The following is a 25,603-nucleotide window of genomic DNA, read 5'->3' as shown; positions in this document are numbered from 1 at the left end:
GGCCTTCAAGGCTTCAACACTTTGATGCTTTCTGCTTCGATTGATGGCTCTCCCCAAAAGCCATCGTATCTGCCGAAGACGCGGACATTATCCGTGTCGCTGACAGTGAGGTTCGAGATGTCGCGATCCACTTCCAGCAGGATCTGACCTGAGCCGTCATCAAATAGAAACGTCTCGTCATCCACTTGTTTGATCAGCTTGCCTTCAACGATGATTTCGTCGTCGGCAAACAAGCCTCCTCTCGAGGGAAGATTTGAAACTTTGACGATATCAGCAGGACCGGTATACAGGATCGACGTCTGATCGTGCCCGTCGCCATGATCATGTCCGGCAAGCGCACTTGGAGAGACCAACACGAGCGGTGCCGCAAAGGTCGCACAGATCATCAGCCAGGTCTTCATATGGTGTTCCTTTCGGTTGGTTGACCGAAGAAACTCCACGAACCTGAAACCAATCTGAAGTCACATCATCGTTTGTGTGTCGTTGCTCTTTTTGAACTTCAGCGAAAAACTTGCCCCACCCAGGCTTTCGCTTTCGGCAACACTGATTTCTATCCCGTTGCGCTTGCTCAAGGAGCGTACGATCGACAGGCCGAGACCAGCGCCACGATCGGATTGCGCCGGGTTCTGGCTGAAGAAACGTTCAAACACCTTGTCCCGGTACGCCTCCTGAATTCCCGGTCCACTGTCTTCGATACAAATGGTCCAACACTCCCCTTCATCCCGAAGGATCGCACTGATCTGACCATTTTCCGGCGTATGCCGCAGAGCATTTCCGATCAGATTGCTCAGGATGGTTCCAAGATCATCCGCATCAACAATGGTCTTTGCGTGGGCGGCTCGAAGCAGCTGAAGCTCAATTCCTTTCGCGTCGGCCAGATGCGCCTGCTGAGCCAGGCTTTGCTGCAAGATGGGCAGCAGATCCTGCTCTTTTTGCACCATGTTCTGATCCTGTCCCGTGCGAGCATGCTCCAAAAGCTTCGCTGCCAGGTACGTCGCGCGATCGACACCCTTCATGATGTTGTCGAACCGCTGCCGGGTCGCCTCATCCAGTTTGTCACGCTCGATGACCTGACACTGCGCCTTTACGACGGTGAGCGGTGTTCTTATCTCATGAGCCGCATCGTCGATGAAACGCTGTTCGCGCTCCAAATGGTCTTCTATGCGATCGAACAGTGAATTGAGCGACCTGACGATGGGAACGAGTTCAGTCGGTTGATTTCCGGTCTCCAGTTTCCCGAGTTTTTCCGGCTCTTGTACCTTCAGGGACTGGGAGAGCGAGGTAAGCGGGTCCAGTCCGCGCTTGACGATGTAAATCGTGGCAAAAATCGAAAATACAAACACGATTGCGAGGGGCAACGAGACGCCCAGCACTGTCTGCCGCAATATGTCCCTGGCTTCTCCGACATATATTCCAACGATGTAGGTTTGATCTGTGTCTTCTCCCGGAAAGGTCCAGATGATCCAGTCCTTTTCGCCGCTCCGAACTTCCTGCATGCCGGTTTTCAGTTCCTTCGGCACCGCAACCATCTGGCTTGACTTGTAAAGAACCTTGCCATCGGAAGCCCTGATTTCGACGTAGTAGTCTTCAAATACATGGGCTTCGTCGATCAGAAACGAAGAAACTCGGTCATTGCTCAGATTGGCGAGGGCTTTGGCAAGTTGGAAGGCTTGAGCCACATGGCTCTCCTGCAACTCATCTTGTGTCAAAGAGTAGACAACCGCTGAAAAAATGCCCCAAACAACCAGCAGGAGGGGAACCATGAAGCTCAGGAGGCGGTTACGGATGGAAAACTGCGTCATGACCGCCTGTCGCCATCCACGATATAGCCCACACCGCGAATTGTCCTGATCAAACGTGCATCCGTGCGGCGACGGATCTGGGAAACATAGACCTCGAGCACATTGCTCTCCGCGTTTTCTTCCCAGCCGTAGAGCTTTTCCATGAGATCGGATTTGGAGACCACCCGACCCTGGCACTGAAGAAGAATTGTCAGCAGGCGGAAAGCGAGGGGCTGCAGCACGACTTCCTGCCCTTTGTAAAAAGTTCTTTGCTGTTCGAGATCCAGCGTGAGGTTGTCATGTTGAAGCGGCAGTCTGGTGCGCCCGGCCGATCGCCGGGCCAGCGCTCTGCAACGCGCCAGAAGTTCTTCCATGTCGAATGGCTTGGTCAGATAATCATCAGCCCCCAGATTCAAACCTTCAATCCTGTTACGGGTTGTCTCCCGAGCGGACAAAATCAGGACCGGAATGCCTTTTTGATCTTGCCGAAGCCTCTTCAGCAGATCCAGGCCATCCTGACCTGGAAGACCGAGGTCCAGGATTACCAGGTCGAAACTACCGGACGCGAGGGCTGCTTCCGCGACCAGACCGTCATTCACCCAGTCCACCCGGTATTCTTGCCGTTCCAGGAACGATTTGATTGCATCGGCAATCAGGTGCTCGTCCTCCACTAGCAGTATTCGCATTTTGTCACGGCAGCACTTGAAGCAGTACTGGCTCTCCAGTTTGTCGCTGAAAACAGTCGTTTTCCTTTTGAATACCGAAACTGGCTCAATCGAACAATGCCGAACTGACAGCGGCAAACGACCGCTTGTCGCTGTCTTGTCTGACCGAATTATCGCAAGCTCATGCGGTAAAGCACATCGTGGCCATCGCGGTACTTGTGCTTGATAACAGCTGCCACATGCACAATCACCAGGGCAAGTGTCAGCCATGCCAACGACGCGTGAGCAACTTCGGTCGCTTCCTCAAGATTGATGCCGGCGAAGAATTCCATGGTTGGGAAGACTTTGGGCATTGCAACGCCAAACCAACGGACGCCATGGCCACCGAAATCCACCTCGGCCCAGCCGATGATCATGACCGACAGGGGCAACAGGTAAAGCCCTGCATGTCCGAGATGCGACCCCACTTTTTCCCAGGAACTAAATTCGGCAGGCAGGGCCGGTGGCTTGTTGAAGAGGCGGACTGCTATCCGAAGCGCCATAAGGGCGAGCAATGTCACCCCTATCGAGATGTGCAAGTTGAATAGGAAATCCTGGACCGGCGTGTCATCAAACCTGTCCAATGTCATTGCATAGCCGGCAGACCACATTACGAGAAAGCCAAACGCCATCAACCAATGTAAAATGCGAGCGGAAGCGACGTATTTTTGCTCAGTCATCACTTATCATTCCTTTGCTCTGCCGCTGAAACAGGTCGAGTAACCGTCTCGACACCCGGTGCTGCGCGAACGCGACAGCGGCAGGCAGGCGAAGATGCATGCGAAGCTGAAGAGATCCTGAAGTGCCGGCCATAGCACATGGCCGCAGGCGATGTTCTGCTTGAAATTCGTCGGGCAATGGCTCGATAGCTCAATTCCCGTCGGGTGTTAAAGGGACAGGGAAACGTCCGCTTCAGGAAGGCCGGGGCGGCTGTCCGGAACACCGACAAAGCGCATGTCTGCCGGTTTGTCTCAAAGAGGAAATCAAGCCTTCAAGCTCGCCACTGAGACTGGCGCTTAAAAGAAAACGTCTTTGAACGGCATTGCCGCGGCTCCGACGGCCGATGCATCAAGATCGAGTTCAGGAACAACCAGATTTGGTGCTTTCATCTGCCGACCGTGGCGTGTTCGGTTGGAAATTTCTGTTCTCGAAATGAGCTGATGTGCCAGAACCTTCGGGATTTGGCCGCCGAAAACGATCACCTGGGGGTCCAGCACAGCATATATCGCATTTATGACGCGATTGAGAGACGGCATAACTCCACTGATCCAGTCCTCGACGCCTGGCCAATCAGGATCGTAGTTGAGGCGGATGTATTCGACAGATGGGATATTCATTCCATGGCGCTGCAAAGTGCGAACCAGAAATTCCAGAGCGGGTCGCTTGTCCAGTTCATCGTCTTTGTAGATCACACTCAGCTCTCCGGCGTTCCCGTGTCCTCCCTGCAGCAACGCTCCGCCGACGATGGCGGCCCCGCCAAACCCGTAGTCGAACGAAAGATACGCGAAATCGGAAAAGAACTTTCCAACACCGAGCATCTGTTCACAAATCGCCGCGGTGTTTGCCGTGTTTGCCGTCCAGACCGGCCTTGAAAAGTACTCGGAAATCAGAGGCCCAAGTTCAATCAACGACCATTCGTGCAACGGCTGGGGCGTATTGTAGGTTGTTCCTTCATGCTTGTAGCCTGCGATGGCGAAACCGAAGCCGAGCATTCTGCTCTTGCGGAGGTTTAGTGCGCCGATCTGGCTGTCGATTGAAGACTTAATTCGCTCAAGACCGACAGACCTGGGCGTTTCGAAATTGTCGATCCGGTCCATTGCCCGGATCTGCCCTGCAAAATCGAAGATGCAGGTTCCAATTGCGTCTGTATTCAGAGAAACGCCCGCGGTGAAGGCGTAGCCCGGATTCAGCCAGATCGTCGGGCTGGGTTGGCCGCGTCCGGTCACGGGCTTGGGGTCTCCAAGCACCACCAAACCCCTTTCTCGCATTGCCTCGATCAAGCGATAAACCGACTGCTGTGTCAGGTCCGAGCGTTCGGAGAGTTCGGCGCGTGATATCCCCTGCGTTTCTCTGATAACGCGCAACAGCGCCCGCTCGTTTGGCGACGCAACCTGATCTAGTGTCGGACTGCGAAAAAATCTCTCGGAGATACCGCGGGTGGGGTCATACAAATCAGCGCTCCTCGTTGCTGCCGTCAAAGCGGCATAATCAAAGCCAAACACTCCGTCAACAAATCGCGAGCGCCGCCAGGTCGGCGCCCGATGCCGATGGTAAGCTGTGCGATCCCGGACCTTGACCCGCAATTCTCGTTGGCAGCACTGAACCCGGCATGCCCTTCCAATGTTGACAGATTGCCTGCGGGCACTGAATTCCACAACGAAACGCACCAGTATAGATGATAGCGCCAGAAGAAGCTGCTGCCGCTCATGACCTGTCTGTCATGGAAGCGTGCCCCTTCTATTTTCAACCTGAAAATGGATTGAACCAGCGTCATCTGTAGCAGTCCACTAGCAAGAGAGCTCATGCCGTACCTCGGTGCCGGGGCTCATTGCAAAATCAGGCAGATGTTTTGAGGCAGATTTTGGTTCGGTGTTTAAGTCATTGTCACCGAAGAGAAAATCCGGCAAAAAGCAACGTTTCCTGCAAAAAAGATCAGCACATTTTTCCTCTTTGACACATTTTCGCCTTTTACTACACACATAGTGTAGAAATAAGCAATGGCCTTGGGGGCGATTGTGTTCATGAGCAACAGGAGGATGACATGCGCACCAAAACTGGCCGCGGCGCCAGCGGCGGTCCATCCAAGTGGCTCGAATACATCTTGGGTGGCGAAAGCCGAATTCCGGGACGGCCAACCCGACCGCTCCAGGTTCACAAATCAGTTTGTCAGCGAGGTTTCCGTTGAACCGTGGGGCAACTCTGCCGCCGCGGAAAAGTAGTCAGTGTGTCAGAGCCAGACGGCCCGGCAGTTGCATAGATAGACAATGCTGAACAGGAAAATGACATGGCACAAACCGGCTCCTTGATGTCGATCGAGCTTGATACGACGCTCCAACCGACACAGGATCAATTTGCTTACTGGCGTTCGGGTTTTGCGTATGTGTTGGGAATGACCGCCGAACGAGACGAGCCGTCTGAAGCTCCGTTCGATTTCAAGCTGAAACATTGCCGAACCCCCGCACTGACTTTGAACCGGTTTACATGCGCGTCACCTTGTTCGTTCGATTGGTCGAACAAAACCAGGGTGGCTGACGACCTTAACCTGATTGGTGTTCACTACCGAAGTGACGGGGACGATGTTGCTGGCGCCTATGAAGGCGACATTCAGCCGACAAAAGCTGGAGACATTCGATCCTTCGACTTTGAGCGCCCGTTCTGGTATTCGCACAGAGGCCTTTCCGCTTACTCGATGTACTTGAACCGGACACGTTTGACGAACGATGTGCCGGCGGGCATGTCGCTCCATGGGTTCGTGTTCAAGGAAAGCCCACTGACTTCAATCCTGAAAGATACAATTCAAACCGTATCGAGCGCGATGCAGCGGGCTGATGACGACGAAATCCTGGTGATGTTTGAAGCACTGTACCAACTGACGGTAGATGCAATCACCATTCAGAAAGTGAGAGATCTCAACAGCGATGCAATTCACGATCAATCTGTTGTGCAAGCTGTCAACCACTACATCGAACGGCACTACGGAGACCCCGATCTGTCGGTGGAAATGATCGGCAAGGCGGTCGGCGTATCACGTACGAAGCTGTATCGGATATTCCAAAATCTGGATTCACCGCAAAGTATCATTCGAGGTGTCCGTCTGAAGAAGGCGGCCAAGGCGCTGCGTGAAGGGCACGGACAAAACATCGACAGACTTGCCTATCAGGTCGGATTTTCACACCGCCAGACCTTCAGCAGAATGTTTCAACGGGAATATGGAATGACCCCCACCGAATACCGAAACGAAACATCCGACCTGAGGATTAATGCCGAGCTGAACGATCTTGAATTAGATGCGGTTTGGCAGAGCTTCAAGCAATCTGTCTCCCTCACGGGCAATTCTCTTCCAGTGTCCGAAAACTAGATGAAGCTGCTCAAGTTCGACACGGACACGTTGCCGGAAAAGGACCAGTTCGCGTATTGGAGTGAAGGGCTGCACTCGGCAACCGGTGTTACGACCCGCAGGGATGAACAGGCCAATACCCCTTTTCATCTAAAGGTTGTGCACGCAAAAAGCCGCTTCATCTCTTTGAACCGGTTTGAAATCGCGTCGCCCTGCACCCTTGCCAACCCGGGCACCAGCATTGCCAAGCATAGCAACAGTTACATCGGTATGCAGTTTCGACTGAGTGGCGATGACCTTGCAAGCACTTTCGGAAGGAATGACAATCCGACGAAAACAGGAGATTTGCGTCTATTTGATATGCAACAGCCTTGGGAATATCGGCTGAACGGATATTCGGTCTTCTCGGTGTATATCAACCGGACCGATCTGCTACGACGGATGCCTTCGGTCGAGCATCTGCACGGGGTGATCTTGCGCGACAATCCATTGGTAGATGTCCTGAAGCAGACTTTGATCTCGGTTGCAAAAATTCTGCAGGAAGCCGATACACATGAACTTGAGGCGGTGTCACACAGTTTGTTGCCGCTCGCGGCCGACACGATCAATCTTCAAAGCATCAAGGATTTTGAGAGCACCGAGGTCCGCAGCTCATCCGTGCTGCAAACAGTGATCAAGTATGTGGAAGCCAATTACGGCGATCATGGACTGTGCCCGGAGAAGATTGCCAAATCCGTTGGCATTTCGCGAACCAAACTTTATCGGATCTGCAGTCCTTTCGGGACACCAATGGATTTTGTGAGGGAAATCCGCCTCAGAAAGGCTGCCGGCAAACTGCGCCTCACCAACCAGCGCAACATCGAGGAAATTGCATATGCGACGGGGTTTTCCGGTCGGCAGGCGTTTCACAGGGCGTTCAAGGAGCAGTATGATATGGCGCCCTCTGATTATCGCATTCTGGCCCGCACAGAAGCAAACCCCGGCGCGACTTCATGTGGCAAATTCGCTTCGTTTTGGGAAAACTATCGCTCGATGGCGACGTCTTTCACGTAAGTGTCGAATGCAAATGATCGCGCTTTGTTGCTGCGAATTATTGTTTTTCTCCAAATTACTGAAAAGCCCGGTTCTGGCGGGAAATTTGCTGCTGCCTGGCAGTTCGCCGGAAGCTGGACGACCGAAGGGGACCGCCTTGCCCGCTATTCCTGCCGTGCGCCAAAAGAAGACACGATTGCCAAAAGAAGTGTTGAAGAGCCTGAGGTGATAAGTCGAATTGGAATCGCACAGGCCGGCAAAAGGCCGAATAGCTCTCCTAGAGCAGCAGAGACGATCTGAACGAGGTTCGCAGGCTGTTCCAGATTTCCCGATCGGGTACAGCGGTTTCTGCAATGCTCGCCGATTGAGCATGAGCTTCCTGCCTGTATTCCTTGGGAGACAGGCCAAACTCTTCCCGGAACAGCCGGGTAAGTGTCTGTCGACCGGAAATGCCGACCTCATGCGCTAGTCGGGACAGGTTTTCACCGGAACCGCGGCGCAATCTATCGGCAGCCTTTTTGAGGCGTATATTGCGGATAATGGTACGCGGCGTACCCATCGGTCTGCAAACCTGAAAGAGTTTGGTTCGCGAGATACCGACGCTCAACGCAATTTTTTCCGGTGTCAGGCGGGGATCCGCATAGTGTCGCTCAATGTGGTTCAGGACGAGTTGCCGAATGGATCTGGAAGATATCTCCTCGGTGTCAAGGTCCCCGATCTCCTGAAACCTGATCGCGTCCAATGCAAACCGGTTGAGGGCGGTCGAAATTGCCTCAAATTCTGAAACACTGGCTGTTTTGAGGGCGTCAAAGGCCGAGCACATCGTTGTTTTCAACACCTGGGACAAAAGACTGTCACGTAGAACAAGGCCGTGCGGAAATTCTCTGTAGTGTGTTTCGTTCACAACCCAATTGCGACTGAGAAGCATCGAATAGACGACGTATCCATCATGCGCGTACCAATAGGGATACTGCAGGTCGAATGTTCGAAGATCGCCGCTGCGGATCAGTTGAATTCCGGGACCATAATCACCGGCCAAATCGTCTCCTTGCGTTCGATAGCAGATCCCGACGACATCCATATCAGCCTGCGCTATCCCTTTTTCGGTTCGTTTCACGACACATGGCGACGAACACTGACGCCTGCTGATCGCGAGCTGGTTGGTTCGGTAATGTTGCAGTTTGCAGTTGAACGGGGCATCCGAAGGCCCATCGCGTTCTGTGGTCATTCCGGTTGCGGAAAACATGCCATCGCGCCAGAAGGCGAACTGGTCTTTGTCCGGCAACTGGGTCGTGTCGACGCTGATCGAACTCAAGATACTTCGACGGATCATCGCATCTGTCCTGGATGGATTTTCGACCTGCGGAAACCTTGGCGGTCCAGCAGCAAGTCACATCTTTCCATCAATCTTTTCAACGCTCTGAGGACACTTGAACAGGCCAATCTCAGGGAAAGGTACGGAGCGCGACGCATTCGGAACTGATGGTTTCTCGCACCTTATTCAGCGGATACGGCGAACGACCTAGGTTCAGCTCGGACTGAATCTCAAGCGTCGTTCTTTCATCGACGCCGAATTAGGAAAGAGTGTGCATATGCAGCGATCGAGCGGGGCTCAAAACCATTCGAATCCGATCAGATTCCCTTTTGAGCATATCGGTGCAGGCGGCGCCAAACATAGACTGCCCCTCAAGACGATGCTCCTGCTGACAGGTGCTTCGTTTGCATCTGCTATCGGATCAGATGCCGCCGCGGCGTGCACACCAATTGCGATTAACGCTCAACAAACAAGCATCCTGTGTACCGACAACGATAATGACGGGTTTGCAACCACCGGAGACGCGTTTGATCTTACGGTCGAATCCACCGCAACGGTCATTGACAACAATGTCAGCAATAGTGGTGTTATTCAGCTATGGGATCTGGACGCCGGCAATGATCCGCAGATCATCAACGACATCCTTGTGGACGGCACGATACGAGACGATGCGGCGCAGCTGGATTCCAACGAAGACCTAATCATTGACAACACTATACCCCCGGCTTCAGGGGTCTACGTTGAAGGCAATGTAGGCGGCAATATTTCGGTAGGTGAAGACGCCAGGATAATCGTTGCTGAACACGGTTTTGAGATTGATGGCGATACGGGCCTGGTTGGTAACTTCACCAACAATGGGTTGATCGTCACAGGCGAAAACGGAATTAGCGTGAATGCGATCGGCGGTCATTTCACTAACTCCGGCACGATCAACGGGGCAGGAAACGGTGTCGAAATCCTGGGCAGCGTAGCCGCAATCACCAACGAGCTGGGCGCCTCGATCACTGCAGGCTCCGACGGCATTCATGTGGGTGCGAGCGTTGGCGGGGATATAGAAAACCACGGTACAATTGCCGCTCAGGACCGGGGCATTTACATTGGTGACAGAGTGGCCGGAGCCCTGACAAACAGCGGCAGTGTCACCTCTTCGGGTGGCTCAGCCATTGATTTGGCGTCTGACGTCGGAACAGTTATCAACGAGGTCGATGGCGAAATCTCAGGCCGTAATAGTGGGCTTGTTGTCGGCGGTGATGTTGGCGGAAGTTTTTTGAACGACGGTCAGATAAGCAGCCTTGTTGGGCGCGCGGTCTCCATTGACGGCTCAGTGGCCGGAAACTTTACCAATAACGGCACCATTGCGTCCACCCTAGGAACCGGCGTTTTTGTTTCGGATGACATTCTCGGTGCATTTGACAACTCGGGTCACATAGGCGGCTTCGACAATGGGGTTGTTATCGACGGCTCGACGCAATCTTTCGTCAACGGCGTAAATGGCGACATCAGCAGCAACCTAAAAGCTATCAAGATTGGGACAGTGGTCGACGATTTTCACAATTATGGGGACATAGAGGGCCATCAGGGTAATGCCGTTGAAATTGATAACATCGGCAGCGACTTCCGGAACTCTGGTATCATCCACGGTCAGGGCTCCGCACTGATTGTCCAAAACGACATTGGCGGTGGTTTTCGCAACAACACCGACATGACCAGCGACCTCCAGACTGCCGTTGAAATCAGAGGAAACATCGGCGGGGGTTTCATCAATACCGGTGAAATTTCGTCCGGCCTCAACGGAACATCCGGTCGCTCCGGTGTAGTTGTCGATGGCAATATTGCCGGGATGACGATCAACACAGGATTGATTTCGGGTGACGCTGTTAGTGCTGATAGCGCGGGCGATGGTTTCGTCATATCCGGAAGATCCGACGCCTTCATGAACTCCAGCACTGGTGTCATCGAGGGCGGTTTGACCGGCCTCTCCATTGGTACAATTACCTCTGCTTCAGGCTTTCTCAACAACTTCGGTACGATCACCGGCGGATCCGGATCCGGGGTTGAGATTGCGGCCTTCAGCGGTGAGAGCATCTTTAACGGGCCTGACGCTGTGATCCGCGGCGGCGATTATGGTTTGGAACTTGGTGACATTGACACCCAAATTCAGGGGGACTTCAGCGGCCTGATTGAAAATCTGGGCACGATCGAAGCAACTAAGGGCAGCGGCGACGGTGTCAGCATTTACGGTTCCTGGACCGGCGATATTTACAACGATGGGGATGTTTCCGGCGGTAGCAACGGTGTGCAAGTGTTTGCCGAAATCAATGGAGACTTTGTCAACGACGAGAACGGAACCATCACAAGTGGTCAACAGCATGCCGTATCTATCAACGGCGGGGTCAATGGCGGCTTCATCAATGCAGGCATAATCCAGACAAACATCGACACAGCGACCACTGCTCGCAATGGTGTTAACACCGGCAATATCACAGGGATGTTCGTGAATACCGGCGATATCGTCGCATCGACCCATGGCGTCAATATATTCGGGACCGTTGAAAGTGGTTTCATCAATACCGGAACCATTACCGGAAACGCGCACGGCCTGGACGCGGACAACGGCTATGGTCTCAACATCGAAAACGAGAGCGGAGACGTTTTCCTTGCCGAAAACAGCGGTACGATCCAGGGCGCGCAAGGTATTGTGACCTTTGACGGCGATGACACGATCCGCAATCTGCAAGGTGGAATGATCACCGGAACCGCCGGGACAGCAATCGCTCTTGGCAATGGGGCCAACATTGTCGAAAACGACGCTGGTGCGATAGTCAAGGGGGCTATCCTGACAGGCAGCTCAGCGGACCGCCTCGCAAACGCCGGCACAATTATCGGCAACATCGATCTCGGGCAGGGTACGAATGAACTTACCAACAGCGATGGCGGCACCATCGAAGGCGACATCTTTGGCGGCATAAACGAGGACCAGTTCGTCAATGCCGGTGAGTTCAGCGGCAACATCAACTTCGGCGATGGCGTGGGTCACATCCTTAACACCGAAACAGGAACCATCAATGCAGGATCAACTATCCATGTTGGCGAGGACGTTTTCACCGATGACCCACCGAGCGTTCAATTCAGCGGATTTCAAAACAACGGAATTCTGTCACCTGGCGGCGCGGGAAATATCCAGACAACAACGACGACCGGGCATTTCTTCCAGTCAGAAACCGGGGTGCTTTCTATCGATGTCGACCAGGTGGCCGCAACCGCGGATCAGATCATCGTAACCGGTACGGCCGAATTGGCGGGTGCGGTCGATCTGACTGTTCAAAATGCTGAAGCGGGCCAGCAGGAGTACATCATCGTGACTGCTGCGGGTGGCCTGACGGATAACGGATTGGGGCTATTGGCTCTGACCCTCAATCCTGCTGTGAGGGCGCAGCTGCAAGCCGCAGGCGGTACGGATCTTGTGCTGAAATATGAAGTCGATTTTGCAGGCGTCGATTTCAGCTCCATAGGCGGCCTGAACGACAACCAGCAAAACACGTATGACAATATCAGCGACGCATTTGTTTTGGCCGGAACCGCAAATGACGTGCACAACGGTCTGCTGTCGCTGGACAATGTCGCTCAATATCAGATCGCACTGGATCAGCTTGGTCCTGAGATCTACGGCACTGTGGAAACAGGTGCGCTGTTCTCCTCGCGGGAGTTTGCTGCCAGCCTGCTGAGCTGCAAACAGGCGGAGGGCACTTATGCCGCGATCGCCGAGGGTCAGTGCATGTGGGCACGGCCGCAATTCCGTCATGTGGACCGGGAAACGACTGCGGAGACCGTCGGCTTTCAGGAAAATGTCGGCAGCCTGGCCGGCGGTGTCCAGTTTGCCGTTGCCCCCAACTGGTTTGTCGGCGGCGGCTTCGGTTACGAGATCGGTGACCTCAACGCCTCCAACGGTGCGCGCAGCGACTTCACCCGCTATCAGGGTGGCGTCTCGGTCAAGTATGTCGAAGGACCGCTTTTGCTCGCCGCCAGCGTCAGCGGCGGCCTTAGTGACGACGATGTTACCCGCGAGATCGCCTTTGGCAATTTCTCGGGAACGGCGACTTCGGATCCGGACACGACGTTTGTCACCGGCCAATTGCGGGCGGCATATCTGAAGGAGTTCGACAGCTTCTATGTCAAGCCGGTTCTGGATCTCAGCTGGACATCTCTGGACCGGGAGGGAGTGACGGAGAACGGGGCAGGGGCCGCCAATCTGAATGTGGCGGGTGCCACCAGCTCCTATGCCGCAATCTCGCCGTCGGTCGAGCTCGGCAAGGACTTTGCGCTTGCCGAAGGGCGGTCGCTGCGGGCCTTCGCCAGGGTCGGCGGGACCTACTTCACCGATGACGCGCACACCATCACGGCGGACTTCGTCGACGCACCGGCGGGCACCGGCAGCTTCACCAACACGACCGAACTGGATCAGCTGTTTGGCGATGTCGAGGTGGGGGCCACGTTGTTCGGCTCGGACCGGTTCAATCTGTCCGCCAGCTATCAGGGTCGCTTTTCCGCCAACACCGCCATCAACGGTGCGAACCTCAAGATGGAATTCAGGTTTTGAGTACTTCAGTCAACGGAGGCAGTGCCCACACAAAGTGTCAAAATCGCCCATTCAGACTGCCTCACCAGAGTTAAAGCAGCCAAGGCAGACCCCGCAGTCTGCATTTGGGTCGGCTCCCTCGGAGCCGACTGGAGGGCGCTCAAGCCCCGAGCGCCCTCCCATCTCAACATTGAACTGTTGATGGAGGAGGATCTGTTTCCACTCCAAAAATGTACGCTGCAGTACATATTCGGCACTGAGTGTTGCCGTGCCTGTATTCGGTCAAAAGGCGGTTCCCCCTAGACTCTGCACATATTCGACACCCCCGAGAACCGTCCTGGCCCTCGGGCATCATTATGAAAGTGTGCACATGCTTCATAACAGCGATCGGCAGCACGCCGACGAGCAAGAAACAGCAATCGAAGGCAGCGTCTCCACCGAAACGCAAAACGAGGCCGTGGAAGACAAGCGTCAGCCAGGCGACCAGGATAATGGAGCTGAACGCAAGGGTGCTGATGCCGCCCGGCCTGCCGAGACAATCAGTTATTCCGCCTCTCCCGGGCTGGCGGCCCGGCTCGACAAGCTGAAGATTTCGTTTGGTTTCACCTCCTACCAGTCCAACCTGCTCTATCTGGTCGGCCGCAATGGCCAGGGCGGGATCAACATTCACCAGTCGGTGATGGCCAAGCCGATGGGCATCTGTCCGGACCGGCAGGGCGGGCTTGTTCTCACCGGTGGCTATCAGGTTCTCCGGTTCCAGAACGTACTGGAGCCCGATCAACGGGCCAACAACCTGTTCGACGCCTGCTACGTGCCACGCACGATCCATGTGACGGGCCGGCTCGACGCCCATGACGTTGGGGTGGACGATCAGGGGCGCGTGATTTTCGTCAACACCCGTTACAACTGCCTGGCGACCACGTCGGACCGGCACAGTTTCGAGCCCCTGTGGCGGCCGCCATTTGTGTCCGCGCTCATCGATGAGGACCGGTGCCATCTGAACGGCCTTGCGATGGAGGACGGCAAACCCCGCTATGTCACGGCGGTTTCCGCATCGGACACGATCGACGGCTGGCGCGATCGCCGGGCCGACGGCGGCATCGTCATGGATGTGCAGAGCGGCGAGATCATCTGCCGTGGCCTGTCGATGCCGCACTCGCCGCGTGTCCATGCCGGTGAGCTTTGGGTGCTGAACTCGGGCACGGGCGAGCTTGGAGTGATCCGGTGTGAAGGAAGCGGTGAGGGGACGTTTGAACCCCGGGTGTTCTGCCCTGGTTTCCTGCGGGGGCTGGCCTTCCAGGGGAACTTCGCCTTCGTCGGATTGTCCAAGCCCCGCTACAAGCGCTTTGAAGGGCTGGCTTTGGATCAGAGGCTGAAAGAGGCGGATTCGGAGCCCTGGTGCGGCATCCAGATCATCGACCTGTCAAGCGGCGCCTGTGTGGACTGGCTGCGGATCGACGGCAATCTGGCCGAGCTTTACGACCTTGAAGTGCTGCCCGGCGTCGAAGCTCCCATGGCTGTCTCACCCGGCTCGCACGAGGCCGCCTCAACCATCACAATTGCCCGATAAGATCAAGCTCTCAACCGGAACCGCAACAGGTCAGAGCATTGAAGTCCGATTCCTTGAAAAAGGCGGGTGTTGAACGGAGCTGCCGGCCCCCGGCGGATCGCCGGCGCGGGCGGACACAAACCGGCGATCCAACAAAAGGTAGGCTGCCTGCGGTGATAGCGCTCAGCCTGCCATTTCGATCCAATCGACACGTGAGTTCTGGAGAATTTCACATGATAAATAGAATGACGGCGAACCTGGTCAGGCGCTGGCTGTACAAGTGCCGGTCGTTGATGGTTGCCTTGGCGCTGAGCACCGCTGCAGGGGCCGCGGGCGCTCAGGGAACGGATGTTCAATCGGAGGGGACGGGTGCATCGAGCTGGTCGGTTGCATGCGAAGCGACCGCGCGTGCTGCTGCACCGAACTGCCGTATGATACAACGGGCCGTTGTCAGGGAAACCGGACGCTTGCTGATGCAAATCACAATTCGGGTTCCCGCAGGTACCCGAAAGCCGGTGTTTTTGGTCCACACGCCGCTGGGTCCCTTTCTTCCCGCCGGTATCGCTGTAGACATTGATGGGACTGCGCAGCCGGACATGAACTATCAGACCTGTGACGCCGAGGGTTGTCTTGCCGCAGCGCCGCTGCCGGAACCTATGCTGCAATCTCTGATTTCTGGTCAGAAACTCAACATCACCATGCAGTCACTCAACAAGAAACCGATAACTGTCCGAATGTCCCTGATCGGCTTTACAGCGGCTTACGAAAAGATCCGGTAGTCGTCGAATTGCCCCGTTTTGTCTGTTGGCACGAATTTCCTGAATTGTGAGCAGATGCATTGTCCGGACGTGAAAAATGCACGCTGTAGTTCACAATCGGTGCTGAGTGCTTCCGCGCCGGCATTTTGCGAGAGGGCGGCTCGTCTTAGACTTTACACATAGTCAACACCCTCCGAAGACCGGCGTGCGCGCCGGATTTCAATCGCGAAAGTGTGTACATGCGTCATGAAAACGATCATCGGCTTGCCGATGACCTGGAAATCGTTGGCGATAGCAACGACTGCCTGGAAATTGCCAATCTTATTCGGAAATCGGGCCCGGTTGATGTTTCTGGCTAGCCTGGTGCCTGCAATTGCCGTCAGCCTTCCTCTTGCAGCAGGCGTCTGGATTGCCGGTTACGCACTGGTCCACGCGCTGATGGTCTACTCCTTGGCCGGGAGCTTTCTGTTCACGGCATTTTCTTTGGTGCATGCGGGGCTGGGTGTGCACCAGTCCGGACAATTCCGGAATCGAACCCGGAATGGTGTGCCCGCCGATGGCGCTGTTTGCACCGATAGCGTTCAGTGCTTCTGTCAGGCCGGTGCCCCATCAAGATCAAAGCCTTGAGTTGAAATTCAAAACCGAGCCCAGATTTCGGAGTGAATGTCATGTTGTGTGGGCATTGCGGCAGCAAGACAATTGACGGTGCAAATGTTTGCCCGAATTGCGGTGCGTATTCCCGCAAGGGAACGACCAGGGTCTTCAGTAGCGTGGTCATATTTGTCGTTGGAATTGCGATTGCTTTTTGGGTGGGGCAGAGAGTTCCTTGGCTGAGTTTGCCGCTTATTTTCGCCTCTTATGCGCTGATCTATTTCAACATTCGTGCCGGATTGAAACGGTCCTGGCACCGGCGAAACCCGGAACACCCGCTTTAGCCCTATCTCCATCAGCCAAAGCAGACTTCGCCACAGTCTGTGTTGGGTCGACTCAATCAAGGGAGTCGACGGGAGGGCGTCACTCCCACACGACGTCCTCCCACCTCAATTCTGGGTTGCCTGCGATTAATAACGTCCTGACGTGCAAAAATGTACGCTGTAATTCGAATTGGGAACAGAGCGTTGCCGCTCCGATATTCGATGGCAAGGCGGTTCAACTTAGACTTGGCACTTATTCGACATACCGAAATTCCGTGAATCTACCGGGTTTCAATTCGAAAGTGTGTGCATGAGTCATCCAGTTCAGCGGCTATGTGCAGATGAAAGCTCCGGTTCCGGAATCGCTCAATCTGCAAAGGTTTTCAGCTGCCCGGCGTCTCCCGGTTCGAGAGCCCGGTTCGGCAATCCGGCCGCGCTTTTCGACTCTGAAGCGCTGTCCGGCCTTGCGGACCTCTCAGTTGTCTTACGCATCTCCCATGAGACTGCCACCATCGCTCAGATAAGCTCGAATGGTTCGGCTCTCACACCCCGCGCAGTCACCGCTTGTTTGCCCTGGCCTGAATGGATTGGGGGCATCGGCAAGTTTCTTTGGCAGATCAGAAATTCCCAGACTTGGAACATTCAATGCTTCACGTGAGCCCGAAGAAAATCGCCACAGGCAACAACTTGTTGCATTCCCGGCGTTTCAAACTGCTAACAATGCACTCCACTGTGATTGCCGCCGTGTTCAGCGGTGGTTACGCCCGGCCCAGCTATGCGGGAAGCTGCGTGAGAACGAGCCCGGGAACGTATCTCTGCTCGGGTGCGGCCGATCCCGCAACGGACCTGGGACAATCCGGCTACTCGCATACCGGCAATCTTACAGTGACCACTTCTGCAGGATTCGGATTGGATGCGGCAGCAGATACCAATCGTGACGCCTTCTATCTGCGTGCGTATTCCGGGGCGCAGGATCTGATTTTCACCGACAATTACCAGTCCGAGATCACTGGCGCTCAAAAAGGCATCTATGCGTTCAACGAAGGAACGGGCAAGGTCGACATTACCCTCACGGGCGATGTGACCGGGTTGGGTGGCGACGGGATTTATCTGGAAACCGGGTCTGAAACGACAAGCGTAAATATCTCTGTTGCGAATGTGGAGGGTGACAATAACGGTCTGGATATCGAGCATTTCGGAACGGAGGGGTTGCAGATTACCTCCTCCGGTCTGGTGCAGGGCAACGCCAACGGGATCGAGGCCGATATCAACAACTCCGCTTCGACAGGCGATTTGACGATTGAGGTCACGAATGTGAAGGGCTCGGGGTTCGGCATAATTGCCCGGAACGATGGAACAGCGGATTTGAGAATATCCGCGGGCCATGTCGAAGCGAACGTTCAGGGCATCGTTGCCGTGAACGATGGCACGGACCTTTTGATTGACGCGCACACGGTTCAAGCGCGGAACGGCAACGCAATCCGGGCGGTGAACGAAGGCTCGGGTGCGCTGTCGATTACATCTTCCGGCACGATCACCAGTGCAAATAGCACAGCGATCAATGCCACCAATTTTGGTGCCGACCTGAGCATCGAAGTTGCTGACGTGTCCGGCGGAAATTCGGGCGTACAAGCCACAAATTATAACTCCGGCGCGCTATCGATTATATCGACTGGCGATGTCTCCGGTACTGATGTCTACGGGATTTATGCGCGCACCTTCGGCACGGACCTGACGATCTCGGCAGCAAACGTTAGTGGCTATCGTGGTGGGATTATTGGACGGAATCTCGGCAATGGCGCAATGTTGATCACCTCTACAGGCGACGTCACGACCGCCAAATACAACGGGATTTTCGCGTACAACTCCGGAACGGATTTGACGATCTCCGCGGCGACAGTCAGTGGAGGTGAACGCGGTATCTTTGCGCATAACACCGGCAGCGGCAAAGTTTCCATTACGGCGACCGGCAAAGTTTCGAGCACAACAGACGACGGCATTGATGCCTACAACTCTTCTGCCGGAACCGACCTGAGCATCGAAGTCGTTGATGTGTCTGGCGGGAATTCAGGAGTGCAGGCCACAAATAATGGCTCGGGTGTGTTGTCGATAACGTCTACAGGTCACGTCTCTGGCGCAAATGGCAAAGGAATCAATGCCGCCAATTATGGAACGGACCTGACCATCAATACCGGGTCGGTATTCGGAGAGAACGGCGGCATCGACGCGCAGAACCACGGCAGTGGCGATCTGACAATAACAAGCACGGGACCGGTCGAAGTCGGGTTCATCGGAAGCGGTATCCGCGCCCGGAACTACGGAGCAAATCTGGTCATAGATGCGCAAGGCGGGGCAACCGGAGGTATCGGTTCCGGCATCGATGCGATCAATTATGGGTCCGGGGGATTGGAGATCACCGCTGGTGGTACCTCCATTGCCTCCTTTGCGGGTATTTCAGCGGAAAATAGTGCCAGCGGAACCAATCTGATAATCGATGCCGACGAGGCCATAGGCGGATTTTATGCCATCAGAGCCACGAATAACGGCACAGGCGAACTCCGCATCACGGTGAATGAGGCCTCGAACAACAGCCCTGATAACGGGGCGGGTATCAATGCGATCAACAGCGCAAACGGTACCGGCCTTACGATTGAAGCCGGCACCGTGATTGCAAATTTTGACGGCATTTACGCTTCGAACAACGGTTCTGGAGCGCTGTCGATCAGCTCTGACAACCTTGTCTCGGGTGGAGTTGATCAGGAGGGTATCCACGCTCGCAACAGCAGCAACGGCACGGATCTCCTTGTGACCGCCCATGATGTTGTTGGTGGGGTCGCGGCCATTGATGCTCGAAACGACGGCAGCGGCAAACTGTCCATCACGACAACCGGCCATGTCAGTGCAGGTGGATACAATGCCGCCATTGTCGCGGAAAGCGGTGCGGCCTCGACAGGCGATATCCGGATCAGTACGGCCAGCGTTTCCGGTTTTGATGGCGGCATTGAGGTGCGCAACAACGGCACGGGCGATGTTTATGTCGAGACCAGTGGTTATATCTACAGCGAAAACGAGGGCGACGGCATATCCGTTGTGAACGCAGCCACGGACGGAAATGTGTCGGTCACGGCGCGTGACGATGTCTATGGCGGGTATGGCGGCATTCGGGTCGACAATGACGCCGCGGGCAGCGTGTCGATCATCGCCACCAATGTCAGGGCAGGCGATTACGGGATTCTTGTCGACAATGCCAACAGCGCCGGCGGCGACATTACGATCGATGTCAGCGGTACCGTCAACAGTGGCCAGGAGGGCATTTATGTCCTGCAGGGCGGCGCCGGTCGGGTAAACATTACCGTCGATAGCGTGACCAGCGAGAATTCCGACGGGATTTATGTCGAAAACAGTGGCGGAGACCTGAGCATTACCGCCACTGGCGCGGTGACAGGAAATGGAAGTTCCTCACAAGGGATCGCTGCCATAAACACCGGCAGTGGAAACCTGACGACCCAGGCGGTTGAAGTGGCTGGAACTAATAGCGGCATTGATGCCCAGCAACTCGGTTCCGGGGGGCTGGAAATCAATGCTTATGAGTCTGTAATCGGTCACGCTTTTGCAGGTATCAACGCATATAGCGGCTCCACCGCAATTGGTGATCAGGTCATCGAAGCCGCAGATGTTTCCGGTGGGATTGTGGGTATCTACGCCCAGAATGAGGGTGCCGGCAGTCAGAGTATCACCGTAAGTGGAAACGTGGCCGGAACTTTTAACGGCATCAATGCGATCAACTCCGGCACCGATTTGACTGTTGTCACGACCGGAACTGTGACAGGTGATGCGAGCGAGGCCATTGATGCGCGGAACTATGGTTCGGGTTCGTTGTATGTCAGCGTCAGAGGAACCGTAGAAAGCAATTCAGCGCCGGCCATTGTTGCCTTGAACGGTGAGACTGCCGGAGATACGAACATCCTGGTCGCAGCGACCGTAACGGGCGAGACCGGTCTTGCTGTCGAGCATGATGGCAGCGGTCCCCTTGCAATCAATATTTCTGGCGACGTGACCGGCAATTTGAGCGGCCCGCGAGCGGGCAATGGAAATGGCGCCGGTTTGGTGCTTATTCGCGTCGCTGACGGAGCCACCACTGGAACCATTGCAAACAGCGGTTCAATTACGTCTCTGCACGAGGAAGCTGTGTATTTCGAGGGCCGTGACCTCTTCAACGGCGATTTCGACACAACCTTCACCAATACCGGTACGATCACGGGCGGCAATGGCATTGCCATCAATGCCGAAGCCACCACGGGCGATGCTATTTTCAACCAGGCGGGCGGGTTGATCACAGGCGATATCCTGCTGGGCAGTGGAAACGACACGCTGAATATCACCGGGGGGGCTGTTGAGGGAGACGTCATTGCCACAGCCGGTGCAAATACGCTGACCAATGCGGGTGTTCTGACGGGCAGAGTCGACTTGGGCGAAGGCGCCAATGTCTTCCGCAATCTCGCAGGCGGCTATTTTGCTGCCGGGGCGACTGTCAATATCGGGTCGGGCAACACATTCTCCAACGCTGCCACTTTCTCACCCGGTGGCTCCGATAGCATTCTGACGACCGCTGTCACCGGCAATCTGGTGCAGACTGCGACTGGCGTGTTTGCGGTTGATGTCGATCTGGTGACCGGGATGTCCGATCTTGTGAACATCTCAGGCACTGCGGACATGGCCGGCTCCGTGGATGTGGGGCTGCAGAACATAACGGTCGAAGACCTGTCAGCCGGAGCGCAGGAGTTTACGCTTGTTTCTGCCGCGGGCGGTCTGACAGATTCAGGTCTCGCACTTCTGCAGGGGCAAAGCCCGGCACTGCAGGCCGAGTTGCTTTATCCCAACGCCACGGATCTGGAGCTGGGCCTTGAGGCGAACTTCACTGACATTGCCGGCCTGAACGCCAACCAGAGCCGGACAAGCGCTAATCTCAACAATGCCTTCGTGCTTGGCGGCGGCGGCCTCGACCCGGTGCTCAACGGGTTGCTGGCGACGACCGGTCTGGACGGTTACAAAAACGCGCTTGATCAGCTGGGGCCGGAGATCTACGGCGCCGTGGAAACCGGTGTGCTGGTCGCGTCCCGGGACTTTGCCGCCAACCTTTTGAGTTGCAAACAGGCCAAGGGCCAGTTCGCCGCGATCGCCGAGGGGCAGTGCATGTGGCTGCGGCCGTATTTCCGCCACCTGAACCGGAATACGACCGCGGAGACTGTCGGCTTCCGGGAATATGTCGGCGGCCTGGCCGGCGGTGTCCAGTTCACAGTCGCGCCCAACTGGTTTGTCGGCGGCGGCTTCGGCTACGAGGCAGGCAACATCAACGCTTCCAATGGCGCGAGCAGCGATTTCGGCCGCTATCAGGGCGGCGTCTCGGTCAAATATGTCGAAGGGCCGCTGTTGCTGGCCGCCAGCCTCGGTGGCGGCATCAGCAATGACGACATCACCCGCGAGATCGCCTTTGGCACCTTTTCCGGAACGGCGACCTCGAACCCGGACACCTGGTTCGTCACAGGTCAGCTGCGGGCGGCATATCTGAAGGAGTTCGACAGCTTCTACGCCAAGCCGGCACTGGACCTGACCTGGACCGGTCTGGACCGGGAGGGGGTGACGGAAAGCGGGGCAGGGGCCGCCAATCTGAATGTGGCGGGCGCCACCAGCTCCTACGGCGCGGTCTCGCCGTCGGTCGAGATCGGCAAGGACTTTGCCATGTCGGAGGGACGGTTGCTGCGCGCCTTCGCCCGGGTCGGTGCAACCTATTTCACCGATGACGCGCACACCATCACGGCGGACTTCGTCAACGCACCGGCGGGCACCGGCAGCTTCACCAACACGACGGATCTGGACCAGCTGTTCGGCGATGTCGAACTGGGCGCGACGCTGTTCGGCACGGACCGGTTCAACCTGTCCGCCAGCTATCAGGGCCGATTTTCCGCCAACACCGCCATCAACGGCGGAAACCTCAGGATGCAACTCAAGTTCTGAGGAGGTGAAATGGATTTTTGGAACCGGAGCGTTCAAACCAATGCCGGATCTTTTCCATCCGCTCGTACCTGTCGAAGTGCGACCGCAAGATCTGCGCCGGTTCAGCGCTCCGGGCTCTCTCCCGGCTTTCAGGTTTGCACACGCCTGCGCCGGGGGAGAGCACAATGATGAGCACAAGCGGCAATCTTCCACGAGAATGGTCGTCAAACCGACACTGACCGGTGTCAGCCTTGCTATTCATGTAGCTGACCGGATCCACACCTGATCTGCTTTGGGTGAACTTCTGCGGGAACAGGTGGGCCTGTAGCTTATGGGATCATTCCTGTCGGCGATGATCAATCGATGCCGAGGGCAAGCGCAGTACGGCCACTGCGCCAACCCGAGCGCTGTCTTACAGCCAGTTAATCAGGCAGGCCCGCCTCGCGCAAATCACCAGTAAACCTGTCCAGGTCTTTCTCCTGCAGGTATTCGAACGACAGTCTGACCTTTGACAGTGTGATGTCAGGGCGAATTTTATACCCTTGCATGACCGTGCGCCTGGCCTCTTCAAGACGTTGTTGCCGTACCAGGATGACCGCCAGGACATAGTGAGCAAACGGGCCGACCGATTTTCCTTCCAGCGCGGTTCTCGCACAGGCCTCGGCCTGATCCATTCTTTCCAGGAAATAGAGACAGAAGGCCTTGGTCAACATCTTGACCTTGAAATATGGTCCGGCCTGGCCAAACCGCGTTGCTGTCTCAAATTGCGGAAGCGCCAAGTCCGGTTGTCCGTTTGCAAGTCGTGAAAAACCAAGGACCAGGTGGGCGTTTGCAGCGCTCGGGTTCAGACTGACGGCAAGTTCCGCTTCGGCAATCGATGTATCGTGTTTGTTCAACAGGGAATAAACACGGGCGAGACTGGCGTGCGCGAAGCTGCTTTGCTCATCGAGAGCGACCGCACGTTCCGCGTGATAAAGCGCGCGTTCCTTTGCGGCTTCCCTGTCATCGACCTGGATGAAGAAAAGTTTCCGCAATTCGACATTCGCCATCGTCGCATGTGCAAGCGAATAATCCGGTGTCAGTTCAATGGTCTTGGACAGAATGTCCCTTGCCTTTTGGGTGTCTTCATCGGTGAACTTGAACAGATGCCACAGGGCCTTTTGAACCCTGTCCCACACATTGATCTCACCACGCTTTAGGTGGGCCTGCTCCCGAAGATCGAACCTCAACTCCCAGTCTATGTGTCCAACGACAGCCGAGGCGATTTCCTCCTGCAACGAAAAGACATCTTCTTTTTTCCTGTCCAGGCGATCGGCCCACAGATCATGCCCGCTTGATGTGTCGACCAGATGGGCCGTAATTCGGACGCGCTGGTCATCATAGCGCACGCTCCCCTCCACGAGATAATGAGCTCCGAGGCGTTGAGCGATTTCCTCACCGGTCAGGGACGCGTCCTTAAGAAGTTTTGTCGAAGTTGGTGAAACCACCGCCAGCCAGTCCACCTTGGCCAGCTCGGTAACCAGCTCATGATTGATGCCTGCCAGGAAATTGTCGTCGTCGCTCTGACCGCTGAGACATTCGAAGGGCAATACTGCGATCACCGGTTTTTGTGGCGTGGGAAGCTGAGTGACCATGCGGTCGTGCAGACGATCCTTTTCCGCCGGAGGCTCCGTCAGCGGCGGGGTGGCCTTGGTTTCATCACGCGATCCGGTTGTGAGTTCCGGAGTTCCAGAGAAGCGAAACAGTGGCCCATGCCGTGGCCAATCGACATTGTTGAGCGTCATGTAATCTTTGAGATTGTGGGCGGCATAAATAAAGGCATGCCTTCGCGCGCTGTCGCTGATCCGCTTGTTTGCGAAGTTGAGGCCGACGGCAACGCGCGCCAGCAAATACTGGCTTTCCATGAAACTGAGCCGGTGAATTTCGCGCCTTTCAACCCAGCTCATCGCCTCACGCCGCAGCGTTCTGACAAACTCCATGATACCGAAGTCATCCTGCCAAAGCCCCGGTGTGTGATGCTTGGGGTTGAAGAGACTGAGATCGTCGAGGATAGCGTCCCACTGGGCCGGAACGCAGTTTTCCCGCCGCGCCAACAGGTAAGCCAACTCAAAATATGCGTGATCGTAAAACAAAAATTGCTTGTCCCGGTACATCGCCAGGTCGATCAGAAAGTAATCGGGGTCACCACTTCGATGAGATCGTACGAGAACGTTGTATCCGTGAAGATCTCCGTGCACCCGCCCTTCAGCGGCGCGGATGTTCAACCGCTCCGGCAAGCTCTTGTCGCGAGCGAAGGCCAGGGGATTGGGATACCAGTGTCCTTCAAATGAAAAACAACGCTCTTGCGGGTCGTGACCGCACGTTTCCGAGAGGAATTGGTCCAGCCGCCCGATCTTCGGGTCGAGGCGGTAACCGAGCCATCCGGAAAGCACTTCATGAGGCGCATGCATTCCCGGTGCCATCTGGTAGTCCGTGTTCCAGTCGTCGAACAGGCTTCGCGAAAGGCGTTGAAGAACATTCAGGGCCAATTTGAAGCCGCAGTCGTTCCAGGGAACAGAGTATTGCAAGCCATGGGCAACGACTGTTGAAAGGATGGCGACTTTGCCGTCGTGTTGCAGTGAATGGACAATACGTGCCAGATGCTTGGACCCAAAATCCTGGACCGCTTCGAAAGCTTCGTGATGTCTCTCGATTTCGGTCTTTTCTTGCCAATTTGGATCCGGAAGGGAATCCAGCTTCAAAATGGCCTGGCCGCTAAACGTGTCACATGTAATGTCGATAATGTATACAAGGGCGCCTGATTTGCCCGCGCTCAGCTGTTGGTGAATGTAAATTTCACCCGAGACTTTCCACTGTTCAGTTATGAGTGGCAGAAGCTCAGCATATGCTTCTGGCCAAGAGAAGTCATTCAAGGCGGACATTA

Annotated in this window: 16 protein-coding genes; 9 read left to right on the top strand and 7 right to left on the bottom strand. The window is 55.5% G+C overall.

Going from position 1 to position 25,603, the window contains the following annotated elements; all coding sequences use genetic code 11:
• Window positions 1–5: 5 nt before the first annotated feature.
• The 5 genes from ABLQ08_RS32050 to ABLQ08_RS32030 all read right to left on the bottom strand — a co-directional run bounded on the left by ABLQ08_RS32050 (window position 6) and on the right by ABLQ08_RS32030 (window position 4,656).
• Complete coding sequence (locus ABLQ08_RS32050) at window positions 6–401, bottom strand: YgiW/YdeI family stress tolerance OB fold protein (RefSeq protein ID WP_352950847.1); 396 nt, start codon at window positions 399–401, stop codon at window positions 6–8.
• A 60-nt stretch (window positions 402–461) separates the two neighbouring features.
• Window positions 462–1,802 carry a sensor histidine kinase gene (locus ABLQ08_RS32045; RefSeq protein ID WP_352950846.1) on the bottom strand — a complete coding sequence of 447 codons (1,341 nt, stop codon included), beginning with the start codon at window positions 1,800–1,802 and terminating at the stop codon, window positions 462–464.
• Entirely contained in the window at window positions 1,799–2,467 is a 669-nt protein-coding gene (locus ABLQ08_RS32040; protein ID WP_352950845.1) for a response regulator transcription factor, read from the bottom strand. The genes ABLQ08_RS32045 and ABLQ08_RS32040 overlap by 4 nt, the downstream gene beginning before the upstream one ends.
• Window positions 2,468–2,616: 149 nt before the next feature.
• A complete protein-coding gene (locus tag ABLQ08_RS32035) occupies window positions 2,617–3,165 on the bottom strand; it encodes a cytochrome b (protein WP_352950844.1) in 549 nt (182 codons plus the stop codon).
• A 336-nt stretch (window positions 3,166–3,501) separates the two neighbouring features.
• A complete protein-coding gene (locus tag ABLQ08_RS32030; protein WP_352950843.1) occupies window positions 3,502–4,656 on the bottom strand; it encodes an ROK family transcriptional regulator in 1,155 nt (384 codons plus the stop codon).
• 833 nt (window positions 4,657–5,489) lie between these two features.
• Between ABLQ08_RS32030 and ABLQ08_RS32025 the strand changes: the two genes are divergently transcribed.
• From ABLQ08_RS32025 to ABLQ08_RS32015, 3 genes are read left to right on the top strand one after another with little or no spacing between them, the layout of a single operon-like run.
• A complete protein-coding gene (locus ABLQ08_RS32025) occupies window positions 5,490–6,563 on the top strand; it encodes a helix-turn-helix transcriptional regulator (protein WP_352950842.1) in 1,074 nt (357 codons plus the stop codon).
• Entirely contained in the window at window positions 6,564–7,595 is a 1,032-nt protein-coding gene (locus ABLQ08_RS32020) for a helix-turn-helix transcriptional regulator (protein WP_352950841.1), read from the top strand.
• Window positions 7,596–7,874: a hypothetical protein gene (locus tag ABLQ08_RS32015; RefSeq protein ID WP_352950840.1), complete on the top strand. Its 279-nt coding sequence runs from the start codon at window positions 7,596–7,598 to the stop codon at window positions 7,872–7,874. It abuts the gene before it with no gap.
• On the opposite strand, the gene ABLQ08_RS32010 is transcribed toward ABLQ08_RS32015, so the two are convergent.
• Window positions 7,852–8,907, bottom strand: coding sequence for a helix-turn-helix transcriptional regulator (locus tag ABLQ08_RS32010; RefSeq protein WP_352950839.1), 1,056 nt, complete (start codon window positions 8,905–8,907; stop codon window positions 7,852–7,854). The two genes, ABLQ08_RS32015 and ABLQ08_RS32010, sit on opposite strands and share 23 nt — an antisense overlap.
• A 259-nt stretch (window positions 8,908–9,166) precedes the next feature.
• Between ABLQ08_RS32010 and ABLQ08_RS32005 the strand changes: the two genes are divergently transcribed.
• The 6 genes from ABLQ08_RS32005 to ABLQ08_RS31980 all read left to right on the top strand — a co-directional run bounded on the left by ABLQ08_RS32005 (window position 9,167) and on the right by ABLQ08_RS31980 (window position 22,966).
• A complete protein-coding gene (locus tag ABLQ08_RS32005; protein WP_352950838.1) occupies window positions 9,167–13,486 on the top strand; it encodes an autotransporter domain-containing protein in 4,320 nt (1,439 codons plus the stop codon).
• A gap of 349 nt (window positions 13,487–13,835) precedes the next feature.
• A complete protein-coding gene (locus tag ABLQ08_RS32000; protein ID WP_352950837.1) occupies window positions 13,836–15,035 on the top strand; it encodes a TIGR03032 family protein in 1,200 nt (399 codons plus the stop codon).
• A 212-nt stretch (window positions 15,036–15,247) separates the two neighbouring features.
• On the top strand, window positions 15,248–15,793 hold the full coding sequence (locus ABLQ08_RS31995; protein ID WP_352950836.1) for an invasion associated locus B family protein: 546 nt from the start codon (window positions 15,248–15,250) through the stop codon (window positions 15,791–15,793).
• Window positions 15,794–16,117: 324 nt separating this feature from the next.
• The gene (locus tag ABLQ08_RS31990; RefSeq protein ID WP_352950835.1) at window positions 16,118–16,399 is read left to right on the top strand and encodes a hypothetical protein; all 282 of its coding nucleotides are present in this window, start codon (window positions 16,118–16,120) and stop codon (window positions 16,397–16,399) included.
• 932 nt (window positions 16,400–17,331) lie between these two features.
• On the top strand, window positions 17,332–22,701 hold the full coding sequence (locus ABLQ08_RS31985) for an autotransporter domain-containing protein (RefSeq protein WP_352950834.1): 5,370 nt from the start codon (window positions 17,332–17,334) through the stop codon (window positions 22,699–22,701).
• Window positions 22,702–22,741: 40 nt separating this feature from the next.
• Window positions 22,742–22,966: a hypothetical protein gene (locus ABLQ08_RS31980; RefSeq protein WP_352950833.1), complete on the top strand. Its 225-nt coding sequence runs from the start codon at window positions 22,742–22,744 to the stop codon at window positions 22,964–22,966.
• A 136-nt stretch (window positions 22,967–23,102) separates the two neighbouring features.
• Here ABLQ08_RS31980 and ABLQ08_RS31975 read toward each other — a convergent pair whose 3' ends face one another.
• The gene (locus ABLQ08_RS31975) at window positions 23,103–25,601 is read right to left on the bottom strand and encodes a tetratricopeptide repeat protein (RefSeq protein ID WP_352950832.1); all 2,499 of its coding nucleotides are present in this window, start codon (window positions 25,599–25,601) and stop codon (window positions 23,103–23,105) included.
• Between the last annotated feature and the right edge of the window lie 2 nt (window positions 25,602–25,603).

This window comes from Roseibium sp. SCP14, from assembly GCF_040329475.1.
GTDB lineage: Bacteria > Pseudomonadota > Alphaproteobacteria > Rhizobiales > Stappiaceae > Roseibium.
The sequence above is the reverse complement of the archived record's forward strand: the minus strand, read 5'-3'. Positions and strand labels throughout refer to the sequence as shown.

Bases quoted from the DNA above. Each gene is read 5' to 3' on its own strand.
- ABLQ08_RS32050 (WP_352950847.1), bottom strand. From the start codon at position 401: ATGAAGACCTGGCTGATGATCTGTGCGACCTTTGCGGCACCGCTCGTG.
- ABLQ08_RS32045 (WP_352950846.1), bottom strand. From the start codon at position 1,802: ATGACGCAGTTTTCCATCCGTAACCGCCTCCTGAGCTTCATGGTTCCC.
- ABLQ08_RS32040 (WP_352950845.1), bottom strand. From the start codon at position 2,467: ATGCGAATACTGCTAGTGGAGGACGAGCACCTGATTGCCGATGCAATC.
- ABLQ08_RS32035 (WP_352950844.1), bottom strand. From the start codon at position 3,165: ATGACTGAGCAAAAATACGTCGCTTCCGCTCGCATTTTACATTGGTTG.
- ABLQ08_RS32025 (WP_352950842.1), top strand. From the start codon at position 5,490: ATGGCACAAACCGGCTCCTTGATGTCGATCGAGCTTGATACGACGCTC.
- ABLQ08_RS32020 (WP_352950841.1), top strand. From the start codon at position 6,564: ATGAAGCTGCTCAAGTTCGACACGGACACGTTGCCGGAAAAGGACCAG.
- ABLQ08_RS32010 (WP_352950839.1), bottom strand. From the start codon at position 8,907: ATGATCCGTCGAAGTATCTTGAGTTCGATCAGCGTCGACACGACCCAG.
- ABLQ08_RS32005 (WP_352950838.1), top strand. From the start codon at position 9,167: ATGCAGCGATCGAGCGGGGCTCAAAACCATTCGAATCCGATCAGATTC.
- ABLQ08_RS32000 (WP_352950837.1), top strand. From the start codon at position 13,836: ATGCTTCATAACAGCGATCGGCAGCACGCCGACGAGCAAGAAACAGCA.
- ABLQ08_RS31995 (WP_352950836.1), top strand. From the start codon at position 15,248: ATGATAAATAGAATGACGGCGAACCTGGTCAGGCGCTGGCTGTACAAG.
- ABLQ08_RS31990 (WP_352950835.1), top strand. From the start codon at position 16,118: ATGTTTCTGGCTAGCCTGGTGCCTGCAATTGCCGTCAGCCTTCCTCTT.
- ABLQ08_RS31985 (WP_352950834.1), top strand. From the start codon at position 17,332: ATGCTTCACGTGAGCCCGAAGAAAATCGCCACAGGCAACAACTTGTTG.
- ABLQ08_RS31980 (WP_352950833.1), top strand. From the start codon at position 22,742: ATGCCGGATCTTTTCCATCCGCTCGTACCTGTCGAAGTGCGACCGCAA.
- ABLQ08_RS31975 (WP_352950832.1), bottom strand. From the start codon at position 25,601: ATGTCCGCCTTGAATGACTTCTCTTGGCCAGAAGCATATGCTGAGCTT.